The following is a 20,553-nucleotide window of genomic DNA, read 5'->3' on the forward strand; positions in this document are numbered from 1 at the left end:
TCACTCGCTCCCTTAATCGCCCTGTTGCATGGACATGGACGTCTGCGCCGCGCGTTCGCCGACGCCATCTGCGGTGATACGCGGCACGACGGGCACGCCTTTCCACCACAACTTCAGCGCCTCCCGGTGGATAGCCGCCATCACGCTCGCGGTCATCGCCGGATGGCGCACCAGCACCCGCCGGATCTCCGTCGCGTTCCACGGGCGGCGTTCGAGCGACAGCGTTGCGTCGAAGCCGACCGAGCCGGCCTCGCTGGTCTCCATGTGAGCCACGAGGCGGCCCGCCGGCGGCGTGAAGACAAAGGTGTACTCGAGAGCGGCCGGCATGAACGGCGAGACGTACAGGGACTTGGTCGCGGCGGCGCGAAACATGCGCGAGACCGGCTCGGGCCGCAACCAGTAGTTGTGGGTCCCGCCGAAGGTGTTGCTCACCTCGGCCAGCACCACCTGCAGTTGCTCCGCGCGATCGAAGCAATAGAAGAACGAGACCGGATTGAAGCCGTAGCCGAGATATCTCAGGTGCGTCAGCAGGAAGATGCGGCCGTCGGGCAGATCCATTCCGTGCCGGGCGGCGTCGACGGCGAGGCGTTCCCGCAGCGGACGGGCCGGATCGCCGAAGTGATCGCGGTCGTGGAAGCTGGCCCAGTTGAACCTGTTGTAGCCGGTCACCCACGACACGCGCATCAACTCCGGCAGGCAATCGATGTCGAGCAATGCCATGAACAGCGGATAGGTGAACGCGTGCGCGATCGGTGCAAACCGCCGATGACGCAGCGTGCCGATGAACAGCGCCGACTCGATCACCACTCGACCCCGAGGGCGCCGGCGACCCTGATCGCCGAGTTCAGTCCATCCTCGTGAAACCCGTAGGACCAGTACGCGCCGCAGAAGTGCGTGCGGTTGACGCCGCTCAACTCTCCCCACTGCTTCTGCGCACCGACGGCCGCTCGCGTGTAGAGCGGATGGCGATAGACGAACTTCCGCAGCACTCGTCGTTCGTCGATCTGGCCATCGGGGTTGAGGGTGACGCAGTACTGCTCCGGCGCCGCCAGTCCCTGCAGTCTGTTAAGGTCGTAGGTCACCGTCGGCGCCGTGTCGGCGTCGGCGGCGAGCCGGTAGTTCCACGAGGCGCGCGCTGGCGCCCGCACTGGCAACACCGACGCGTCGGTGTGGAGCCATGCGACGTTGGCCGTGGTCGTGAAGTTCGCGAGGACGTCACGCTCGCGATCGCTGGGATCGGCGAGCAGTGGCAGCACCTGATCGCCGTGACAGGCGAAGACCACCTCGTCGAACCGCATTGATGGCCGATTGTGGAAAGCAATCGTCACGCCGCGCTCGCTGCGCCGCACGCTGGCGATCTCCGCTCCCTTGTGAATGCCCGTCGCCGCCGACGCCGTCAGCGCCGGAATGTAGGTGCCGCTTCCGCCGGCGACCACCTTCCACGTCGGCTGGGCGTTCAGCGAGAGCAACCCGTGATTGTCGAGGAATCGGATGAGCGTGACGGCCGGAAACGATCGGATCGCGCCGACCGATGCCGACCAGATCGCCGATGCCATGGGCAGCAGATAGCGATGCGTGAACGCATCGCCGAAGCGCCGCGATTCAAGAAAGTCGCCGAGCGTGTGGCGCTCGCCATCCGGCGCCCGGAGGAGCGCCGGCGCTTCCCGGTTGAAGCGCACGATTTCCCGCAGCAGGGACAGGTGCGACGGCCGGACCATGTTCCACCGCTGCGCGAAGAACCCGTTGGCGCCACGGCTGCTGTACTCGAGACCGCTCTGTCGGCACGACACCGCGAAGGACATGTCGGAGTTGCGAGTCGCCACGCCCAGCTCTGCGAACAACCGCACCAGGTTCGGATAGGTGCGGTCGTTGTGGACGAGGAAGCCGGTATCGAGCGCGACGTCGCCCGCCGGCGTCGAGACCAGGACGGTGTTGGTGTGGCCACCCAGTCGGTGCTCCTTCTCGAACAGCTGCACCCGATGGCGGCGGCTCAGGAGGTAGGCGGCAGCCAGCCCGGAAACGCCCGCTCCGATGACCGCGATGTTCTTCATGCGCGTTCAGGATGGCAGTACCCATGGATGTTGTCAATCATTTGTCCATGACAAATCATTGACTTCAACATGCGCCCGCGATACGCTGGCGCAGTCACTCGGTTCTCGAGAGAGCGGGGAATGTCGATGGGAGACACAATCAAGCTGGCGGCAATCGGCGCCGTGGCCTTCATGGTGCTCGATGGGGTGTGGCTTGGATTGCTGATGAAGAACTTCTACCGCGAGCAGCTCGCGCCGATCGTTCGCCTCGCCAACGGTGTGATCGCGCCCAACTGGCCGGCGGCGCTCGTCGTCTATGTCCTGCTCGGGACCGGCATCGCCCTTCTCGTCATTCCGCGCGCGCCGACCGTCCCGCTCGCAGCCGCCTACGGCGCGCTGTTCGGCCTGGTCGTCTACGGCGTCTACGACTTCACCAACTACTCGACGCTGCGGCAGTGGCCGTTGGTGCTGGCGTTTGCCGACGTGGCGTGGGGCGTCGTGGCGTCAGCGATGTGCGCGGTGGCCGTCAAGATTGTGGTCCGGTGAGAAAGCCACCCCAGGCTCCCGCGTCCTACCCGATCCGCGCCGTTTCCAGAATGACCGGCATCGGCATCGACACGCTGCGCGCGTGGGAGCGCCGTCATGGCGCCGTGACCCCCGTCCGCGACGAGCGCGGCCGGATGTACACGGACGCCGATGTCGCGCGCCTGCGGCTGTTGCGACACGCCGTCGAGCAGGGACACAGCATCGGGCGCCTCGCCGGGCTCACTGACACTGACCTGCACCGCCTCGCCGAGCCGGCTGGCACGATCGCTGCCCCGGTCACCGATCCGGTCCGACCGGCATCGCTCGATACCGGCGCGCTCAGCGCCGCGCTGGACACGTACGACACCGCGGGGCTCGACCAAGAGATCGCGCGCCTGGCGGCTGTCCTCCGTCCCCTCGACCTGCTCCGCGACGTGCTGATGCCGGCGCTTGTGCAGGTTGGCGACGACTGGCGCCGCGGCCCCGCCGGCATTGCGCAGGAGCACCTGATGTCCTCGACGGTGCGGCACATTCTCGGCTCGTTCCTCCGGCTCTACGCGCAGCCTGATGCCAGGGTCCGATTGCTCTTTGCCACCCCGTCGGGCGACCGCCACGAGATCGGCACGCTTGGCGCGGCGATGCTCGCCGCCAGCAGCGGCCTGGGCGTCGCGTACCTCGGGCCGGATCTTCCGGCTCGGGAGATTGTCGAGAGCGTGCAACTTGCAGGTGCTCAGGTGCTGGTGCTCGGACTGACGACGGCGTCGGCAGGCAAGGCGAGAGAGCGGGAACTTCGCGCGATCGTCCGCGATCTGCCAAGGGACGTCGAGCTATGGGCCGGCGGGCGGGGTGCCGAGCGCCACGCCGGGATCATCGGCCCGCGGGGACTGGTCCTGCCTGGCTACGACGCCTACCAACAGGAACTCGTTCGTCTCGGCGGACGCGTACGGTGATTCCCGTGAGATTGCGCGCGGTCGTGTGCGCTGCGCGTTCACGCGTCTCATTCGTGATCACGGCCACCGTCTTGAGCCTCGCGTCGACAGCTGCCCAGGCCCAGGACACCACCGGCGTGGGCGCCATCAGGGGCGTCGTGTTGGACGCGGCCGGCCAGCCGGCAGGCGGCGTGCGCGTGTGCGCCCTCGACACCGACTCTTGCGCCACCAGTGACGCTCGCGGCATGTTTCGCATCGGCGAGCTGCGCGCGGGAGGATATCGGCTGGAGATCCTGCCCCTCGCAGGCCTGCCCTTCACCAGCGACCAGGTGAATGTCCGCGCCGGGCAGGACGGCGCCATCGAAGTCACGCTGCCCCCGGTGGAGGACTTCCAGCAGACGGTCACGGTGACCGCGCCGGCGTTCCAGGCGCCCGAGGCCGTCAAGAACTCGGGCTTCCTCGTGGAGCCTCGCGATCTTCTCAAGAGCGCCGCTGCCCTGCAGGACGTGTCGCGCTACGTGCAGGCCCTGCCGGGTGTCGTGATTGGCACCAACGACTTGCGCAACGACATCATCGTCCGCGGCGGCAGCCCGCTCGAGAACCTGTTCGTGGTGGACAACGTCGAGATTCCCAACATCAACGCGTTCGCGAACTTTGCGTCGGCGGGCGGCACCGTCGGCCTGCTCGATGCCCAACTGCTGCAGGACGTGACCTTCCTCACCGGCGGCTACCCCGCGCCCTACATCAACCGCACGTCGAGCGTGCTGCAGGTGACCCAGCGCGAGGGCAACCGCCGGGAGTTCGGCGGGTGGGCCACGCTGGGCTTTGCCGGGGCCGGTGCCATCCTCGAAGGGCCGATCAACGCCGGGAAGGGATCGTGGGTCGTGTCGGCGCGCCGCAGCTTCCTGGATCTGTTCACCAGGGACGTGGGGTTCGGCGGGGTGCCGGTCGTCTATGCACTCAACGGCAAGGCGGTCTACGATCTCACGCCCCGCGACCGCCTCTGGGTGGTCAACATCGCCGGCGTCGACGAGATTCGGTTGGGCCTCAACGAATCCACCGACCTCGACGACGAAATCGCCAACTTCGACATCCGCTACGCCGGCTGGCGCAGTGCGACGGGCTTCAACTGGCAACGTACCTTCGGGTCGCGCGGCGTGGGCCTGTTCGGCATCACCCACTCCGAGGCCAAGGTGGGCCAGCAGGTGAAAGACCTTGTGGCGCAGGGCGTGCCGCCGCCGGGCGTCCCACCCGACGACATCATCGCCGAGAGTCCAGTGGTCTACTTCGAGGACTCGCGCGAGGGCGAGACCACTCTCAAGTATGACCTCACCGTGCGCCTGCCTCTCTTCGACACGGTACAGGCCGGCGGCAGCTTCAAGACATTCCGCATCGACTACACGGTGGAGTCGCCCTACGGCAACGATACGCCGTACTCGCCGGTGGCCGGCATCGACCCGTTCTTTCTCGACACGCGCTTCCGGTCGTACCAGGCCGGCGCATATCTGCAGGCCTCCAAGCAGGTGGCCGCACGCGTGAACGTCACGCTGGGCGGACGCGTCGACCACTACGCCGTCCTGTCGCAGGTTCGGTTCAGTCCGCGCGCGGGCGTCAAGGTACGCCTCACCGACGCGCTCTCGTGGAACTCGAGCGTCGGGTCCTACTACCAGCAGCCGGCCTTTCTTTTCGTGTCGGCGTTTCCCCAGAACGCGTCGCTCGTGCCCTGGCGTGCCGACCACTACGTGACCGGCCTGGCCTGGTCGCCCGCCGCCGACATGCGGGTGACCGCCGAGGCGTACCGGAAGAACTACGCCGACTACCCGGTGGCAAGCGGCCTGCCCTCCGTGTCGCTGGCCAACATCGGCGATACCTTTGACGTGCGCGAGATCCTGTTCCCTCTCACGAGCGCCGGCGAAGGGCGCTCCGAGGGTGTGGAACTCTTCGCTGAGAAGCGGCTCACGTCGAAGCTCTATGGCCAGGGCAACCTGTCGTTGTCGCGCACACGGCACGCGGGTCTTGACGGTGTGCGCAGGCCCGGCTCGTTCGACTACCCGTTTGTGTTCAATCTGCTCGGCGGCTATCGGCTGTCGCCGGTATGGGAGGTCTCGGCCCGGCTCTCGTTTCTGTCGGGCCGGCCCTTCACGCCCTACGACCAGGCGGTGTCCACCGCGCAGCGGCGGGGCGTGTATGACCTCACGCGCGTCAACGCCGAACGAGCGCCCGACTACGCCCGCGTCGATCTCCGCGTGGACCGCACCTTCACCATCGGTGGACAGCCGCTGAATCTGTTCCTGGGCGTGCAGAACGTCATCAATCGCCGCAACTTCGCCAGCTACAGCTGGAACCGCCGCACCAACGCCCAGCAATTCGGCGAGCAACAAGGCATCTTCCCAATCATTGGCTTCGACTGGCGGTTCTGAACACCATGTCCCATGTCCGTGCGCCACAGGTGGACCGCTGATGCCGCACCAACCGGAGCCGCGGAGCACGCCTGCGGTACTCGTGACCGGTGCAACCGGATACATCGGTGGACGTCTCGTGCCCGTCCTCGAAGCCTCGAAGATTCGCCTTCGCTGTCTCGCCCGCCATCCGGCAGCGCTCAGGTCCCGTGTCGCGTCGAGCACTGAGGTCGTCGCCGGAGATCTCTTCGAGCCTGCGTCGCTTGACGCCGCCCTCGCCGGCATCGAGGTCGCGTATTACCTCGTGCACTCCATGGGCGCGCACGGCAACTACCGGGAAAAGGATCGCGTGGCCGCCCGCACTTTTGGTGCAGCGGCGCGGCGGGCGGGGGTACGTCGGATTGTCTACCTGGGCGGCCTCGCCGCGGGCGACGAGGCGCTCAGCGCCCATCTCGAGAGCCGACTCGAGACGGGCCGGATACTGAGAGACAGTGGCGTGCCGGTCGTGGAATTCCGGGCGTCTGTCGTGATCGGGTCGGGCAGCCTCTCGTTCGAGCTGATCCGCGCGCTTGTCGAGCGCCTGCCGATCATGATCTGCCCGCGCTGGGTCTCGACACTGGCGCAGCCAATCGGTATCGACGACGTGCTCGCGTATCTTGCGGGTGCACTGAACCTGCCTGACGGCGAGAGCCGCACCTTCGAAATCGGTGGGGCCGATCGGGCGAGCTACGGCGACGTGATGCGGCAGTACGCGCGTCAACGCGGCTTGAGGCGGGTCATGATCTCGGTTCCGTTGCTGACCCCTCGCTTGTCGAGCCTGTGGTTGGGGCTCGTGACCCCGGTCTACGCACGGGTTGGGCGCGAACTGATTGCAGGCTTGAAGAACGAGTCCGTCGTCACCGATCCCGCTGCGCTCTCCGTCTTCCCGATCCGCCCCGCCGGCCTGGGCGACGCGATCGGCCGCGCCATACGCTACGAGGACCGAGCGTTCGCGCTGACGCGGTGGTCGGACGCCCGCTCGTCGGGCGGAGGCTGGGCGTTGCCGGCCGACGCCAGATTCGGCAGCAGGCTTGTCGATACACGGCGCCTTCACGTCGCGGTTGACACCTCCCGCGCGTTCGCGGCGATCGCGGAGATCGGGGGCGAGCGGGGTTGGTACTACGCCACCTGGGCGTGGCGAATCAGAGGCGCGATCGACTTGACGATGGGCGGCGTCGGGATGCGTCGCGGGCGGCGCGACCCCAACGCGCTGGCCGTTGGCGATGCCCTCGACTTCTGGCGGGTCGAGGCTTTCGAGCCGGGACGACGGGTGAGGCTCGCGGCGGAAATGAAAGTGCCGGGGCGTGCCTGGCTCGAGTTCGAGGTCGTGCCGGCCGGCGGCGGCTCTGTCGTCCACCAGACCGCCGTGTTCGAACCGGTCGGATTGCCTGGCTTGCTGTACTGGTACGTGCTGTTACCGGTGCATGCGTTGATCTTCGGAGGCATGCTGCGCGCGATTGCCCGACGAGCCCTGTGCCAGCCAGTGAGCCCCGTGGCCTGATGCCACGCGATCGAACATGACCGTCACCATGACGGCGATCATCGGTCTGGGCACCATTCTGACTGCGGCGACCCTGGTCTGGATCCTCAGCGTGAGGCTGCGGGATGCCAGTATCGCGGACGTCTGCTGGGGCCTCGGCTTCGTGCTGCTGGCGTGGTTGTACGTCGTCTTGTCGCCGGGAACGACGCCGCGGGCCTGGCTGGTCGCGACGCTGATCACGCTCTGGGGCGTGCGTCTCTCTGTCCACATTTTCCGCCGTAATCATGGCAAGGGCGAAGATCCACGCTACCGGGCGATGCGCGCCTCGCATGGGCGGGCGTTCTGGTGGCGCAGCCTGTTCACCGTGTTCTGGCTGCAGGCCGCGCTCCTCTGGTTCGTCGCCCTCCCGTTGCTTGTCGCAGTGCGCGCCTCACAGCCCGCCGCGTTCACTGCCTTCGATGGCCTTGGAGTCGTGTGCTTCGCGGTTGGCCTTGCCTTCGAGGTCGTGGGCGACCATCAACTCGAGCGCTTCAGGGCCGAGCCCTCGAACCGCGGCACGGTGCTCGATCGCGGCCTGTGGCGCTACACGCGGCATCCGAACTACTTCGGAGACGCCACTGTGTGGTGGGGCATGTATGCGATGGCGGCAGCCACGCCGGGCGGATGGCTCACTGTCCTGAGCCCGGCCCTCATGACGCTGTTGCTGATGCGAGTGTCGGGAGTGACGCTCCTCGAGGACAGCCTCAAAGCGTCGAAGCCCGGCTATCGCGCGTACATCGCTCGCACGCCGGCCTTCTTCCCATGGTTTCCGCGCGTTCCGAGGTGAGCCTTGCGGCCCGCTCACCTGACCAACTGCGCGCCGCCGATGTTTCGTCTGCGTGGTCGGCGATCGGCAGGGTCGGTCGTCGGCTCGCCCGACGAAGGAGCCGCCGGTGCCGGAATGCGACCCGGCACGCCTTCCCTGAGCATGTAGTAGGTCAACACTCTATCGTTTGGAAACGATCAATCAGCGTGCGGACCGTCAGTAATTTGTCAACCAAGGCGACTGGCCCCGAACGTATGCACGCCGCGAGGTGCGCGGCACGCACCGGGCGGCGCCGCACAACCTGTTGATTGCCGTCGACTTGTCGCCACGGCCGGCGGCGGCCTTAGCAAGCTAATACGCTGGAACCGATTGGCTTAAGAAGCCAATGGTCGCGGATCCGGCGTTAGTCTCCGGAACTGCTTAGCAGCCCGTGGCGCAAGTCACTGACTCACGCCGGTAGCGCACCGCCGAGGTCGTCGGTGGTGTAGGTCGACACGGGCACCGACAAGGGTGTGGTGCCCGGCAGGTCGGCCCAGCGCGGGGCGAGCAGGCCGAGATAGCGCGTGATGAGGCCCGTGAGCGCACCGAGGCGGCTCCGGAGGCCTCGCGGCGTGCCCCAGCCGGTCAGTTGTCGCAGGATCAGGCCAAGATTGAAGGCGCCCGCATGCACCAGGAGCCGCTTGAGGATGTTCTGATGCCCGCGCAGATGCGTGCGGCGCATCGCGCCGGTCTCGTAGAGGTGCGCGAACGAGCGTTCGACGTACTCGGCGCGCTGCCGGCGGAGTCGTCCGCCACGCGCGCCATGCAGGCGTCGGCGATTCGCGTAGACGAGCGCTTTCGCTTCGGGAAGGTCCCGCCATTGCCGGCGCCCGCGGTCCGGTTCGGCGATGTACGGACGGACGTCGAGCGCGTGCAGGTCGATGAGGGTCCGATTGCTGTGGTAGCCCTTGTCGGCGATCAGCTCCTCCAGCCGGTGCGGCGCGCCGGCCCGTTCCAATTGCTCCGTCGCGTCGACGACGGTCTCGATCACCGTGGTGGTGTCGCCGACGTCGGCGCCGTCCACGCGCACGGAGACGACCGCCCCGCTGTCGACATCGACGGCGTGCTCGGCCTTGTGCGCGAGGTGCGTCCGCCCGTTCTTCATCTTGGTGATCTTCGCGTCGGGATCGACCGGGTGCGTCCACTCCTGGTTGGAGCTCTTCTTCTTGCGACGCCGGTCGAAGCGCGCCAGGGCCTCCCGCGTGGGCGTCGTGATGCCGGAGGCCTCGGCGAGTTGCGTCAGGTAGGCCTGGTAGGTCTCGCCCGTGTCGCGCCGCACGATGCTGCGCATGGCGGCATTGGCCTCGAGTGTCGTCGCATCGACCGCCACGGTCTGGCCGCGCAGCAGCCCGTGCGCCACCAACTGCGTCTGCACCCACGTGAAGACGGCTCGATGGGTCTCGATGTCGATCAGCCGCCGCGTGCGGGAGATCGTCGAATGATCCGGCGTGCCGTCCTCGAGCCCCAGATGCAGGAAGCGACGGATGGCCAGCGAATCGGCGGCACGCCAGGCAATGCCGCGCTCGGAGCCGAGGCCCTCGAAGTACCCGAGCAGGAGCAGCCGGAAGTACCGACCCGGCGCCAGCCCAGGGCGTCCCATCACCGCCGCGTAGAACCGACGGCATTCCGCCTCGACGAACGCGTCGAAGCCGGCCGCGTCGAGCACTGTATTCAACCGCGCGTAGAACGGATGCCCAGGTGCCGTTGGCAGGTCCGACGTCGCGATCCACAGCAGCGGTTGTTCATCCTGGCGGGTGCCCATGGCCATGCGCAGCCAGTCTATCGAGCGCGATCGATCGTGTCGATCCCTCGGAACGACTCAGGAGATACTTTCACCACGGGCTGTTAGGAAATAGAGACTTGTCTTTCCAGAAAGGGACAGAGCCCTTCAACGCAGTGCGCCGGCAGCACCGTCAGAACGGTGCCGCAAGCTGCGCGTAAGTACTTGATTTGGAAGGAGTTGGTACGCCCGAGAGGATTCGAACCTCTGACCTTTGGCTCCGGAGGAATGTGGAACGGAAAAGCAGGAGGCAACCCGACGCGGCCTCCCGTTTGTTTTCAATCAGTTGGAACGACGCCGCGTCGAATGATCGTTCCCAGACGACGTCCCATTTCTTCCCCTTCTTTACAATCGGAGACAACCCAATCGCCGCGAGCGGGCCACGTTGACTACGATTAGGCGAAGAACTTTTGCAGATCGATCTTTTCACGCTCTGGTTTCTGCTGATCGGTGTGTTGCTGATCGGGTTGGCGCTCGCCGGGACACTGGTGAAGCGCCTTCCGCTGACGACATCTCTCCTCTATTTGGGAATCGGCGTCATTCTCGGGCCCCACGTTTCCGGGCTGCTCCGCGTCGACCCTGTCGCCGAGTCGGCGATTGTCGAGCGCTTGGCGGAAGTGGCGGTGATCGTGTCGCTCTTCACCGCCGGCCTCAAGCTACGCGTGCCTGTGTCGGACCGCCGGTGGATCATACCCGTGCGGTTGGCGACGACGTCGATGGCGCTGACAGTCGCCATGATCGCCGCCGCGTGTGTCTACCTCCTGCAGTTGCCCGTCGGCGTCGGCATTGTGCTCGGCGCGATCCTCGCACCGACCGATCCCGTGCTCGCATCGGACGTGCAGGTCGAGCACCCGTTCGACACCCACCCCCTTCGCTTTGCGCTGACCGGCGAGGCGAGCCTGAACGACGGCACCGCCTTTCCGTTTCTGATGCTGGGGCTGGCCATCCTTGGCCTCGATGTCGCCGCGTTCTCGGCATGGCGCTGGCTGGGAGTGGATGTCCTCTGGGCCGTGACGGTCGGAATCGTGATCGGCGGCATTCTGGGGACGCTCGTTGGAAATGTCGTCCTCTACCTGCGGCGCACGCATAAGGAGGCGCTCGGCCTTGACGATTTTCTGGCCCTTGGGCTGATTGCGCTCGCCTACGGCGCGGCCGTCGCCTTCCACGCCTACGGGTTTCTATCGGTGTTTGCCGCGGGGCTCGCGCTCCGGCGCATCGAGCGGATCGAATCGAAACCGGGGCGCCTCAGAAAGACAGTATCGCCCGCTGTTGCAGGCGTTTCAGTCGAGGAGCTGGCCACGGATCGCGAGCACGGGCCGGCGTACATGGCGCACGCCGTCCTGGCGTTCAACGAACAGATCGAGCGCATCGGCGAGCTTGCCGTGGTCGTCACCATCGGCGCGATGTTGTCGATAGACAGGCTGGACGTCGAATTACTGTGGTTCGTGCCGCTGCTGTTCCTGATCATCAGACCCGTTTCAACATTCTTCGGACTCGCTGGATCGGGCTTGACTCGCCGCGAGCACCTTCTGATCGGGTGGTTCGGCATACGCGGCATCGGTTCCGTCTATTACTTGATGTTTGCGATCAATCACGGGCTTCCGGCCGACGTGGTGGAGCAGGTGACCAATCTCACGCTGGTCGTGATTGCGCTGTCAATCGTGGCGCACGGGATGTCGGTGACCCCGCTGATGCGGCACGAGAGATCGCCGCGTCACAGAGGTTGACGCGAATCGAGGTATGCGTTGCCCCCTGCGAGTCGACGTGTGGATGGTTTCGGACGCGCCATCGACGACGGTTCTGCGAGCGTTAGACGTCTCCTGTCGGCGAGCGCCCCGCACAACCGAACCGAAAGGCCTGGGCGTGACGTCTGACCGATACCGCTCGGCTCAGGTTGGCACTCGGCCGCATTCGTGGAAGCCTAGTGGGCATGGCGGTCGAAGGCCGAATTCTGACGCGGGCAGCGCTCATCGCACTTGTCCTTTCTGCGGGCTGCACTGGCGCAGCGCGACTCTCGCTGACGTCATCGCCGTACTCCCACGAAGGCATCGATATCTTCGCCCCTCGGGGCACACCCGTGGTCGCTGTAACCGACGGCATCGCCCATATCGATACCAACGGCCTCGGCGGTAACGTCGTCTGGCTCCGCACCGGCTTGATCGGCGCGACCAGGTACTACTACGCGCATCTTGATCGCTGGGCGATTGACGGGAGCGTCCGGGTCCGCGAAGGCGACGTGCTCGGCTATGTGGGCAATACCGGCAATGCGCGCACCACGTCACCCCATCTGCACTTCGGCGTCTATGAAGAAGGGGCTATTGACCCGGCGCCATTTCTGGCACCCGATGAGAATCTGCGGCGCACTGTCGTTGAACCTACGCTGCTCGGAACACTCGTGCGTACGCGAAGCGGGCGCACCCCACTCCTGACCGGGCCGTTGGCCGGCAGCGCGGAGCGCGGGCTGCTCGAGCCGTCCTCGATCGCTCGTCGGCTTGGGGTGAGCGGCGCCTGGCACCGTTTGCGGCTGCCGGACGGCACTGTCGGGTACGTCCGGGAGAACTCCGTCGTCTCTGCAGAGCCGTCGCTGCGACGACGCCGCCTGGCCGAACCGCTCGCCTTGCGCGAGAGTCCGCTGAGCGACGCGGCCGTCATGACGACGCTGGAACGCGGCACCGACGTTGAGGTATTCGGCCATTTTCGGGAGTTCGATTTCGTTCGATCTCGCGAGGGGTTCGTCGGCTGGGCTGAGATGCGCCGCTAGGACCCGAAAAGCGGAGTGGCAGAACGCGAACGCACTGCTCGCGGAGATACGCCACCGAGTCAAGCGGCTCGCGGACGACGACGCGGCGACGCTGTTCGTTCATCGTTACAGGATCGGCAAGGAGTTCGGACAGCTTGGCTTGGGCCCCGGTCGTCAAGCTTCCACTTCGGCCTGCCGGCGCCCGATCGCTGCGCCCCGTCCGTGCATGGGGAGCGAAGGTGATCGCGTCGGCGACCGTCGACGAGGCGCGATGGCTCGAGGTGCGCGGAGTCGACGCCATCATCGCGCAGGGTCTTGAAGCGGGCGGACATCGTGGACACTTCCTATCCGACGATCTGACGAAGCAAACGGGCACGTTTGCCGGTACGACGCACCTCCGCCACTCGTGGCGCCAACGTACCGCCTCCACCGCCGGGGACATCGAGCGACGTGTGGCGTTCCCTGGTCCATGACGATCCCCAACCACACTCACGTTGTCATCGGTTTCTGACACTTCCGGACAGATCGTTGAATTATGTCCTCAACGGTCAACAGCCAGCCCCTCGCTGTCGAATACGCTGGCCTCATGATCGGCACCGACGCCTACTTCCCGTTGGCCACTCGGACCATACGCTTCGCAATGGACGCTGGCCACCGCGGCCTGTCCCACACGATGGGGCGGTGTCGGAGAATGTCGCACTCTTGACCCTACTGGTCATCGCTGCCGTTTCCTTAAGGCTGCTGTGGTGGTTCATGTCCCGGCAGAAGGAAAAGCGCAACGGTCAACAGCCGTGCCCGCTATGCGCGGAGGACATCAAGTGCATCGACACGGGGTGTCGCCATTGCGGCTCAGTGGTCCCGGCAGAGCCATTCCCCGCGCCTGTGGTCCAGCAGGCAATGTATGAAGCGACCACGGTGTCACCCTGGGTCGATGCCGTCGTCCGATCGCGGACCGGATTTGTGCTGCTCCTTTTCCCGCCCACCGCGCTGGTTCTATGGATCGCCGACGTGGTCATCAGGCCGTCCGTAGCCGTCGTGATGCGCTACCTCAACGGATCGTCGCGCAGGCGCATCTCTGAGGAGGAGCGCAAGAAGGGCCGTGCGGTTCGGTCGGAGTCCTCATAGCAAGGACGAACCCACGCAGCGCCTGGCAAGGGTCTTTAGATCAGCAGGCCCCGGGATGCCTCTTGGCACCCTGTCATCCGCCAAAGGACGCGGCGCAGATGGACAGCCGTCGTCGACGTACTCGACGCCGGTCGTGTGCACACGCGACACGTAGTACCAAGGCGTGGCCTCACTGAAATTCAGTCAGTGACACTTCCGGCCACAACGCCCACTTCCTGGCATGAACGGTCAATCGTCGAACGTGCATGCCACGGTACGCTCTACCTTCCATGCGTACTTCGTTCTTGCTCACCACCATGGTGATTGTCTTGTCGAGTATCGCCCTCCTTGGTGTGTGGCGACTGCTCGGCGTGGTTCGGCAATTACTCACCGAGGTTCGCCAGCGACCCAGTGCGAAGGTGCCCCCGCTCCATCCGAACGACTGACAGCGTGTGGCACACGCGGCTGCAGAATGTGAACGGCGAGGCAGCCGCTCGCGTCGTTCCGGCGCCTGAGTACCTCACGCCGCCTCGTCGTTCTCTCCATCGCACGGGTAGTGCGAACGACGCGGAACCTGATGACCGGGCCGCAACCACCGTGGCAGGCCGTCGCGCGTGACGCAGACACACGACGGCCGGTGCGCGAGCATCGGACTTCGCCCGCCAGAATGACGGGCACACTGATCGGACGACGCATGCCCACTGAGCGCGTGACACGAACAGAGATGACCACAACCACGTCAGCTGCCGCCGACCCGGATACCTGGATCCTCGACGGTGGCGGCGAGATGGGCGAGTTCATCCGTGCGACGGACTGGGCAGCCACACCCCTCGGCCCGTGGCGCGACTGGTCCCGCAGTCTCAAGGCCACGGTCGCAATGCTGGTCCACTCTCGCCATCCGATGTTCCTGTGGTGGGGACCCGATTTGATTCAGATCTACAACGACGCCTACGTGCCCAGCTTTGGCGTCGGCAAGCATCCGGCGGCCATGGCGCAAGCGGGCCGGGCCTGTTGGCCGGAGATCTGGCACATCATCGGGCCCCAGATCGATGCCGTGATGATGCACGGTGTACCGAGTTGGCACGAGGATGCCTGCGTGCCGATCTTCCGGAACGGTGCCATCGAAGACGTCTACTGGACGTATGGCTATTCGCCGGTGTTCGACGACGACGGTTCGATCGGCGGCACGTTGGTCGTGTGCACGGAGACAACGGCGCGCGTGGTTGCGACGCGTCAGGAAGCGGCTCTGCGTGCGGAAGTCGACCGGGATCGTGTACGACTGCAGCAGTTCTTCGCCCAGGCGCCAGCCGGCATCTGCATCCTCCGCGGTGCGGATCTGACGTTCGAATTCGCCAACGATCACTATCGTGCGCTGATGGGCGGGCGGGATCTTGTCGGCAAGCCACTCCTGACCGCGCTGCCCGAGTTGCACGGGCAGGGGCTCAACTCGTTGCTGCACGAGGTCCTGAGGTCTGGGGAGCTGTTTGTCAGCCGTGACATGCCGGTACGGCTTGATCGACACGTGCGCGGCACGCCAGACGAGGCATTCTACAAATTCATCTACAGCCCGCTTCGCGACGCGGCGCAGCACGTCGACGCCGTGATCGTCTTGGCACTCGATGTCACCGACGAAGTACAGGCGAAGCAGCAGGCCGAGACGCTGGCGCAGCGCCTGCGCGACACCGAAGCGCAGTTCCATGTCCTCGCGGAAACCATTCCGCAACTCGCCTGGAGCACGCGGCCGGACGGGTACATCGACTGGTACAACCAGCGCTGGTACGACTACACAGGGACCACGTTCGACAGCATGCAGGGCTGGGGGTGGCGCAGCGTGCACGACCCCAATTTGGTGGACGACGTTGTCACGCGCTGGCAAGCCGCCCTCGACGCCGGCGAGGCCTTCGAGATGGAGTTTCCGCTACGCGGCCGTGACGGTCAGTTTCGCTGGCATCTGACGCAGGCCGTACCCTTGAAAGACGACGCCGGCCGGGTGGTGCGCTGGTTCGGCACGAACACCGACATCGATACATTGCGCCGAGCGTCGCAGGAGCGAGCCGCGTTGCTCGACAGCGAGCAGCGCGCGCGGCAGGTCGCGGAACTCGCCAGCCGCGCCAAGGACGACTTTCTGGCGACGGCGTCGCACGAACTGCGCACGCCTCTGAACGCCATCCTGGGCTGGGCGAGGATGCTGCAATCGGGAGCGCTGTCCAACAACGATTACCTGCGTGCGGTCGACAGCATCGAGCGCAATGCGCACGCGCAGGTGCGCCTGATTGAAGACATCCTCGATGGGTCACGCATCATCACCGGCAAGCTGCACCTCGCGATCCGCCCGCTCGATCTGACCCTGCTGGTCCAGGCTGCGCTTGATGCGGTCCGCCCGGCCGCAGACGCGAAGCGCATCGCACTCACGGTGGCGATGGACCCGGCCGCGTCGCGTCTCGTCGGGGATCCGGACCGGCTCCAGCAGGTCGTGTGGAACCTCGTCAACAACGCCATCAAGTTCACCCCCAAGGACGGCCGTGTCGACGTGTCGCTGCGGCGCGAAGGCACGGAGGTACAGCTGACCGTGCGCGACACCGGCGAAGGGATCGCCGCCGACTTCCTCCCGCACGTTTTCGAGCGGTTTCGCCAGGCGGAGGAAAGTACATCCCGTCGCCATGGCGGCTTGGGGCTCGGACTGGCGTTGGTTCGACACCTGGTCGAGGCGCATGGCGGCACCGTCCATGCCGCGAGCGATGGCCCGGGACGCGGCGCCACATTTGTCGCGCGTCTCCCCGTCCAAGCCGTGTTCGCAGAGCCGGCCACCGAATCCCCTGGCATACCGTTCAACGAACGGCGATTCATCCCGCGGCCGATTCGGTTGGCCGGCGTCACGGTGCTGGTGGTCGATGATGAAGCCGATGCCCGCGATCTGATCGCGACGGTGCTCCGCTCCAAGGGAGCCGAGGTGATCACGGCGGCCACGGGCGCCGAGGCCCTCGGGCTCCTCGCCTCGCGGCCCTTTACGCTCATGGTCAGCGACATCGGCATGCCGCACAACGACGGCTACGAACTTATCGCCAAGATCCGGACTGCGGCGGGCGTGCGCGGGTTGCACCTGCCGGCGATCGCCTTGACCGCCTACTCACGCGAGCAGGATCGCCGACGCGCCATCGATGCCGGGTTTCAGGCGTACGTGGCGAAACCCGTCGAGCCAGACGTCCTGGTCGATCTCGTGGACCGGCTCGCCACCGAGGCCCGTCGCGAGGGGGCGCAGACACTCCCCGCCTTTACGGCCCGCGCCGAAGTGCTCGAGAAGTTCGCCAGGACCCTCGCTGCGCCCGGTTGGCACGACGCACTCCGCTTCCTGAACAGCCGGACTGCGCATCGCTTCACGGGCCTCTACCGCTTCGATCCTCCGTGGCTGAGAAGCCTCGCGCTGTTGGACGCCGACGTCTCTTCCGTGACGCGGGGAGAGGATGTCGAGATGGACGCGACGTATTGTGCGCTGGTCGGAACCTTCGAGCGACCGTTCACGACGGAGGATACAGCTGCGGATGAGCGACTTCGGCACCACCCCGCGCGGGACACGGTCCGTTCCTACTGTGGCGTGCTGCTGCGGACGGCCTCAGGCGCCGCTTTCGGCACCCTGTGCCACTTCGACGTCGTTCCCTGTGATGTGCCCTCGCAGGAGATTGCGCTGATGGAGGCCGCGGCGCGACTGATCATGGAGCGCCTCGAACCAGACCAAGCCCGATCAACCCCATAGATCACTTGAGTCGGTATCCGGCATGAGCGGTCCAATTGCGGCAGTGGCGCGGTCGGACCGCACGCCGCGCCCGCTCGGCGCCCTCGCGTAGCGCCTCGGCCGCACGCAGCGCCAGGCGGCGGAGCTGTGTCTTGATCAAGGCCCACGCGTTCTCGATCGGGTTGAAATCGTAGGAATAGAGTGGGTGGAAGCGAACGGCCGCCGCGACGCTGGCAATCAGCTCCTGCACGCGCCGCTTTTGTGGCCGTGAGGTTGTCCATCACGACGATGTCGCCCGGGCGTAGGTGCCAGAGGAGATGCCGCCGGACCAGGCCGCACGCGCACTGTGGTCATGCTTTCCAGCCGCGGCCATGGTCAGCCAACCGTCGATCCGCTTGCCCCGATGAGCGCCACGTTGCGGCCCCAGTTCATCGGCCGTGGTTCGATCGGCTCGGTGCCTACGCGGCAAGCCGCATTTACGCGACGAGGACTTCGGCTTAAGGCAGCGGTGCGAGCGTACGTGGAGGACGCGCTGCGCATACCCGGGTTCAACATCCGGTGGCAGTCACAAGGGGTGCAGCTTTCAGCGGACGGCTCCCTCGCGTATATGTTCGGCACGAACACGGTGACGGTCAGCGGTCATGACGGTGCGCCAGCCGCAACCGATGGACGCGGGCTCTCCATCTGGCGACGTGAGGACGACGGCATCTGGCGCTGCTCAGTCGAAATCTGGAACACGGACCACCCCGCTTCCCTGTCATGACGTGTTCGTTGCGAAGCTTGGTCGTGTCACCGGGCTCCGCTGGGCTCGCCCGATTACAGGTGCAGATCAGTACAGCTGGACGATGAGCGGCGACACTATTACGGCATCACCGCCATTCGGGACACGCGTCGTCAAGGCCGAAGCGCAACGCCTCGCGCTAGCAGTGACCGCGGCGCGTGCCCGGCGGCTGCTCCCAAGTATTCAGGCGGGTAGCGATGCGCGTGCGAACCGGACACCCGCGTGTGGCAGCAGGCGCCTGCAGAGCCTACGGCCTGATGATCTGGCTGTATCCCGCCGCGTTCAGGCGTGCCTTCGGCCGCGAGCTGCGATGCGTTCAACGAGATGCTTCCTGAGGGTAGCGACCGCTGTCACGCGGCGCAGTAGTTCAGCCTAGACTTTGTTGTCTGCAAGCGAACGGAGCACATACGATGCGGCTACGCGTTCTTGTCGGTTTGGTCTCGATCGCGACAGTGGTGGGCACCTGTTCGTCGCTCGCCGGATGCAAGGCAGAACCTGCCGCCACCGTCAAGGAAGCGAACGCGCTGGACGTAAAGGCGGCCGAGGCGCCCAATCCCGTCGGAGACCCGCGCTTCAGGGAGTTCTTCGACCGCGTAGGCGCGTATGTCAAGGTACACGACACGGCGGACGCACGGGTTCCGAGCCTCAAGGAGACCTCGGATCCACGACAACTCTCCGAGCGTGAGAAAGCGCTCGCTGACGAGATTCGAGTGGAACGCGCCGGGGCGCATCAGGGTGACGTGTTTTCGCCTGCCGCCGCCAAGGAGATGCCGATACCGTCGCCGCGGATTTCACGATGCGGCCGATCAGCGATCAAAAAGCCATCTTGTTGGAGGTACCCATGAAGGTACCGCCCGCGATCAATACGGACTATCCCACCACGCTGCCGCTGCCGACCGTACCGGCTGGCTTGCTCATGAAGCTGCCGACGCTGCCCGAAGAACTCGAGTACCGCTTCCTGGGCCGCCACCTCATCCTGCGTGACATCAAAGCCAACCTGATCGTCGATTTCATTCCAGATGCGGTCCCGGCGATCGCGGCCAAGGCCGCTGGGCGGGAGCACCCCCGTGGCCGGTAAGGCTCCCCGTTTCTCGGTCCCCGGCGCTCTCGCCCTGACCGTTGCGCTGTCACTGGTGGGCGCGGCGCAAGGCGTCAAGCTGCCATTGGCAAAGGACTCGACACGGTTCGCCGTCATCGGCGACACCGGCACTGGCGACAAGGCGCAGTACGAGATCGGGCGGAAACTCGACGAGTACCGCCAGCAGGCGCAGTTCACCTTTGCGATCATGGTGGGTGACAACATCTACGGGACCGAACGTCCGCAAGACTTTCAGAAGAAGTTCGAAATACCGTACAAGCCGTTGCTCGATGCCGGCGTCCAGTTCTACGCGGCCCTCGGCAACCACGACGATCCCAACCAGCGTTTCTACAAGCCGTTCAACATGAACAGCGAGCGGTTTTACACCTTCACGAAGCGCAATATCGACTTCTTTGTGCTCGATTCGAATTACATGGATCGCAAGCAGCTCGAATGGTTCGAACGCGCGATCAAGGAATCGAAGTCCGATTGGAAGATGGCGTACTTCCACCATCCGCTCTATTCGTCCGGTGCGGCGCACGGCTCGGAGACCGATCTGCGCACTGTGCTCGAGCCGTTGTTCGTCAAATATGGAGTGAACGTCGTGTTTGCCGGCCACGAACATTTCTACGAGCGGGTTGAACCACAGAACGACGTGTACTACTTCACATGTGGCGGGTCGGCCAAGCTCCGCAAGGGCGACATCCGAAAAGGATCGGCGCTCACGGAAAAGGGAAACGACGTCGACAATACGTTTATGGTCGTCGAAGTGGCGAACGACGTGTTCAACTTCCAGACGGTGTCACGTGGCGGTGTAACGATCGACTCGGGCGCATTTCAGCGCTCACACCGCTAACGTAGTCTAGCGGTGGCGGCTCCGAAGATATTTCCACAACGAGCCAGTCCACGACATGCACGGACTGTGCGCTGAGGACTGACGGCGCTAAGGAAAACTCCCCCCCCGCCGCCGCTTCGGCGGGGCGAGCATGTCGGGACCATACAGCGCTGATCGGAGATGACGCAGCATGGTGCCTGACAGGTCGCTGTCAGTCGACACCGTCGCTGGGCCGCGCGAGGAGTTCGTCGGCAAGTCT

17 protein-coding genes and 1 pseudogene are annotated in these 20,553 nt (G+C 65.6%); 14 read left to right on the plus strand and 4 right to left on the minus strand.

What is annotated here, in order from left to right:
* Positions 1–12 precede the first annotated feature (12 nt).
* Entirely contained in the window at positions 13–804 is a 792-nt protein-coding gene (locus LuPra_RS25360; RefSeq protein WP_157899653.1) for a DUF1365 domain-containing protein, read from the minus strand.
* Entirely contained in the window at positions 801–2,051 is a 1,251-nt protein-coding gene (locus LuPra_RS25365) for an NAD(P)/FAD-dependent oxidoreductase (protein ID WP_110173349.1), read from the minus strand. The genes LuPra_RS25360 and LuPra_RS25365 overlap by 4 nt, the downstream gene beginning before the upstream one ends.
* A 126-nt stretch (positions 2,052–2,177) precedes the next feature.
* Here LuPra_RS25365 and LuPra_RS25370 point away from each other — a divergent pair, with 126 nt between their 5' ends.
* From LuPra_RS25370 to LuPra_RS25390, 5 genes are read left to right on the plus strand one after another with little or no spacing between them, the layout of a single operon-like run.
* Entirely contained in the window at positions 2,178–2,576 is a 399-nt protein-coding gene (locus tag LuPra_RS25370; RefSeq protein ID WP_157899654.1) for a DUF2177 family protein, read from the plus strand.
* Positions 2,573–3,505, plus strand: coding sequence for a MerR family transcriptional regulator (locus LuPra_RS25375; protein ID WP_157899655.1), 933 nt, complete (start codon positions 2,573–2,575; stop codon positions 3,503–3,505). Before LuPra_RS25370 ends, LuPra_RS25375 begins: the two co-directional genes overlap by 4 nt.
* A gap of 5 nt (positions 3,506–3,510) precedes the next feature.
* Complete coding sequence (locus LuPra_RS25380) at positions 3,511–5,904, plus strand: TonB-dependent receptor (RefSeq protein ID WP_162472824.1); 2,394 nt, start codon at positions 3,511–3,513, stop codon at positions 5,902–5,904.
* Between the two features lie 40 nt (positions 5,905–5,944).
* A complete protein-coding gene (locus LuPra_RS25385) occupies positions 5,945–7,423 on the plus strand; it encodes an SDR family oxidoreductase (protein WP_110173353.1) in 1,479 nt (492 codons plus the stop codon).
* A 16-nt stretch (positions 7,424–7,439) separates the two neighbouring features.
* On the plus strand, positions 7,440–8,228 hold the full coding sequence (locus tag LuPra_RS25390) for a DUF1295 domain-containing protein (RefSeq protein WP_234800547.1): 789 nt from the start codon (positions 7,440–7,442) through the stop codon (positions 8,226–8,228).
* Positions 8,229–8,655: 427 nt separating this feature from the next.
* Here LuPra_RS25390 and LuPra_RS25395 read toward each other — a convergent pair whose 3' ends face one another.
* Positions 8,656–10,014: a transposase gene (locus LuPra_RS25395; RefSeq protein WP_234800548.1), complete on the minus strand. Its 1,359-nt coding sequence runs from the start codon at positions 10,012–10,014 to the stop codon at positions 8,656–8,658.
* A 422-nt stretch (positions 10,015–10,436) separates the two neighbouring features.
* Here LuPra_RS25395 and LuPra_RS25400 point away from each other — a divergent pair, with 422 nt between their 5' ends.
* The 6 genes and pseudogenes from LuPra_RS25400 (at position 10,437) to LuPra_RS25420 (ending at position 17,621) form a co-directional block, all read left to right on the plus strand.
* Positions 10,437–11,753, plus strand: coding sequence for a cation:proton antiporter (locus LuPra_RS25400; RefSeq protein ID WP_234800549.1), 1,317 nt, complete (start codon positions 10,437–10,439; stop codon positions 11,751–11,753).
* Positions 11,754–11,920: 167 nt separating this feature from the next.
* Positions 11,921–12,787, plus strand: a complete 867-nt coding sequence (locus tag LuPra_RS25405; protein ID WP_234800550.1) for a M23 family metallopeptidase — start codon at positions 11,921–11,923, stop codon at positions 12,785–12,787.
* 144 nt (positions 12,788–12,931) lie between these two features.
* Positions 12,932–13,149 (plus strand): annotated as a pseudogene (locus LuPra_RS33805) (nitronate monooxygenase); the annotation flags it as partial.
* 319 nt (positions 13,150–13,468) lie between these two features.
* Positions 13,469–13,891 carry a hypothetical protein gene (locus LuPra_RS25415; RefSeq protein ID WP_157899656.1) on the plus strand — a complete coding sequence of 141 codons (423 nt, stop codon included), beginning with the start codon at positions 13,469–13,471 and terminating at the stop codon, positions 13,889–13,891.
* Positions 13,892–14,160: 269 nt separating this feature from the next.
* The gene (locus LuPra_RS32290; protein WP_157899657.1) at positions 14,161–14,316 is read left to right on the plus strand and encodes a hypothetical protein; all 156 of its coding nucleotides are present in this window, start codon (positions 14,161–14,163) and stop codon (positions 14,314–14,316) included.
* Between the two features lie 278 nt (positions 14,317–14,594).
* On the plus strand, positions 14,595–17,621 hold the full coding sequence (locus LuPra_RS25420; RefSeq protein ID WP_162472825.1) for a hybrid sensor histidine kinase/response regulator: 3,027 nt from the start codon (positions 14,595–14,597) through the stop codon (positions 17,619–17,621).
* 1 nt (position 17,622) lies between these two features.
* Here LuPra_RS25420 and LuPra_RS25425 read toward each other — a convergent pair whose 3' ends face one another.
* Complete coding sequence (locus LuPra_RS25425; protein ID WP_110173357.1) at positions 17,623–17,850, minus strand: hypothetical protein; 228 nt, start codon at positions 17,848–17,850, stop codon at positions 17,623–17,625.
* A gap of 153 nt (positions 17,851–18,003) precedes the next feature.
* Here LuPra_RS25425 and LuPra_RS34665 point away from each other — a divergent pair, with 153 nt between their 5' ends.
* The 3 genes from LuPra_RS34665 to LuPra_RS25445 all read left to right on the plus strand — a co-directional run bounded on the left by LuPra_RS34665 (position 18,004) and on the right by LuPra_RS25445 (position 20,315).
* Entirely contained in the window at positions 18,004–18,363 is a 360-nt protein-coding gene (locus tag LuPra_RS34665) for a YybH family protein (protein WP_418001421.1), read from the plus strand.
* An 814-nt stretch (positions 18,364–19,177) separates the two neighbouring features.
* On the plus strand, positions 19,178–19,459 hold the full coding sequence (locus tag LuPra_RS25440) for a hypothetical protein (protein WP_157899659.1): 282 nt from the start codon (positions 19,178–19,180) through the stop codon (positions 19,457–19,459).
* Positions 19,449–20,315, plus strand: a complete 867-nt coding sequence (locus LuPra_RS25445; RefSeq protein ID WP_157899660.1) for a metallophosphoesterase — start codon at positions 19,449–19,451, stop codon at positions 20,313–20,315. Before LuPra_RS25440 ends, LuPra_RS25445 begins: the two co-directional genes overlap by 11 nt.
* Positions 20,316–20,553 lie beyond the last annotated feature (238 nt).

Origin of the sequence: Luteitalea pratensis (assembly GCF_001618865.1) — a bacterium.
In the GTDB taxonomy this organism is placed as follows: Bacteria; Acidobacteriota; Vicinamibacteria; order Vicinamibacterales; family Vicinamibacteraceae; genus Luteitalea; species Luteitalea pratensis.

Coding starts and splice junctions, on each gene's coding strand:
- LuPra_RS25390 (WP_234800547.1), top strand. CDS start 7,440: ATGACCGTCACCATGACGGCGATCATCGGTCTGGGCACCATTCTGACT.
- LuPra_RS32290 (WP_157899657.1), top strand. CDS start 14,161: ATGCGTACTTCGTTCTTGCTCACCACCATGGTGATTGTCTTGTCGAGT.
- LuPra_RS25370 (WP_157899654.1), top strand. CDS start 2,178: ATGGGAGACACAATCAAGCTGGCGGCAATCGGCGCCGTGGCCTTCATG.
- LuPra_RS25395 (WP_234800548.1), bottom strand. CDS start 10,014: ATGGCCATGGGCACCCGCCAGGATGAACAACCGCTGCTGTGGATCGCG.
- LuPra_RS34665 (WP_418001421.1), top strand. CDS start 18,004: ATGAGCGCCACGTTGCGGCCCCAGTTCATCGGCCGTGGTTCGATCGGC.
- LuPra_RS25420 (WP_162472825.1), top strand. CDS start 14,595: ATGACCACAACCACGTCAGCTGCCGCCGACCCGGATACCTGGATCCTC.
- LuPra_RS25365 (WP_110173349.1), bottom strand. CDS start 2,051: ATGAAGAACATCGCGGTCATCGGAGCGGGCGTTTCCGGGCTGGCTGCC.
- LuPra_RS25385 (WP_110173353.1), top strand. CDS start 5,945: ATGCCGCACCAACCGGAGCCGCGGAGCACGCCTGCGGTACTCGTGACC.
- LuPra_RS25440 (WP_157899659.1), top strand. CDS start 19,178: ATGCGGCCGATCAGCGATCAAAAAGCCATCTTGTTGGAGGTACCCATG.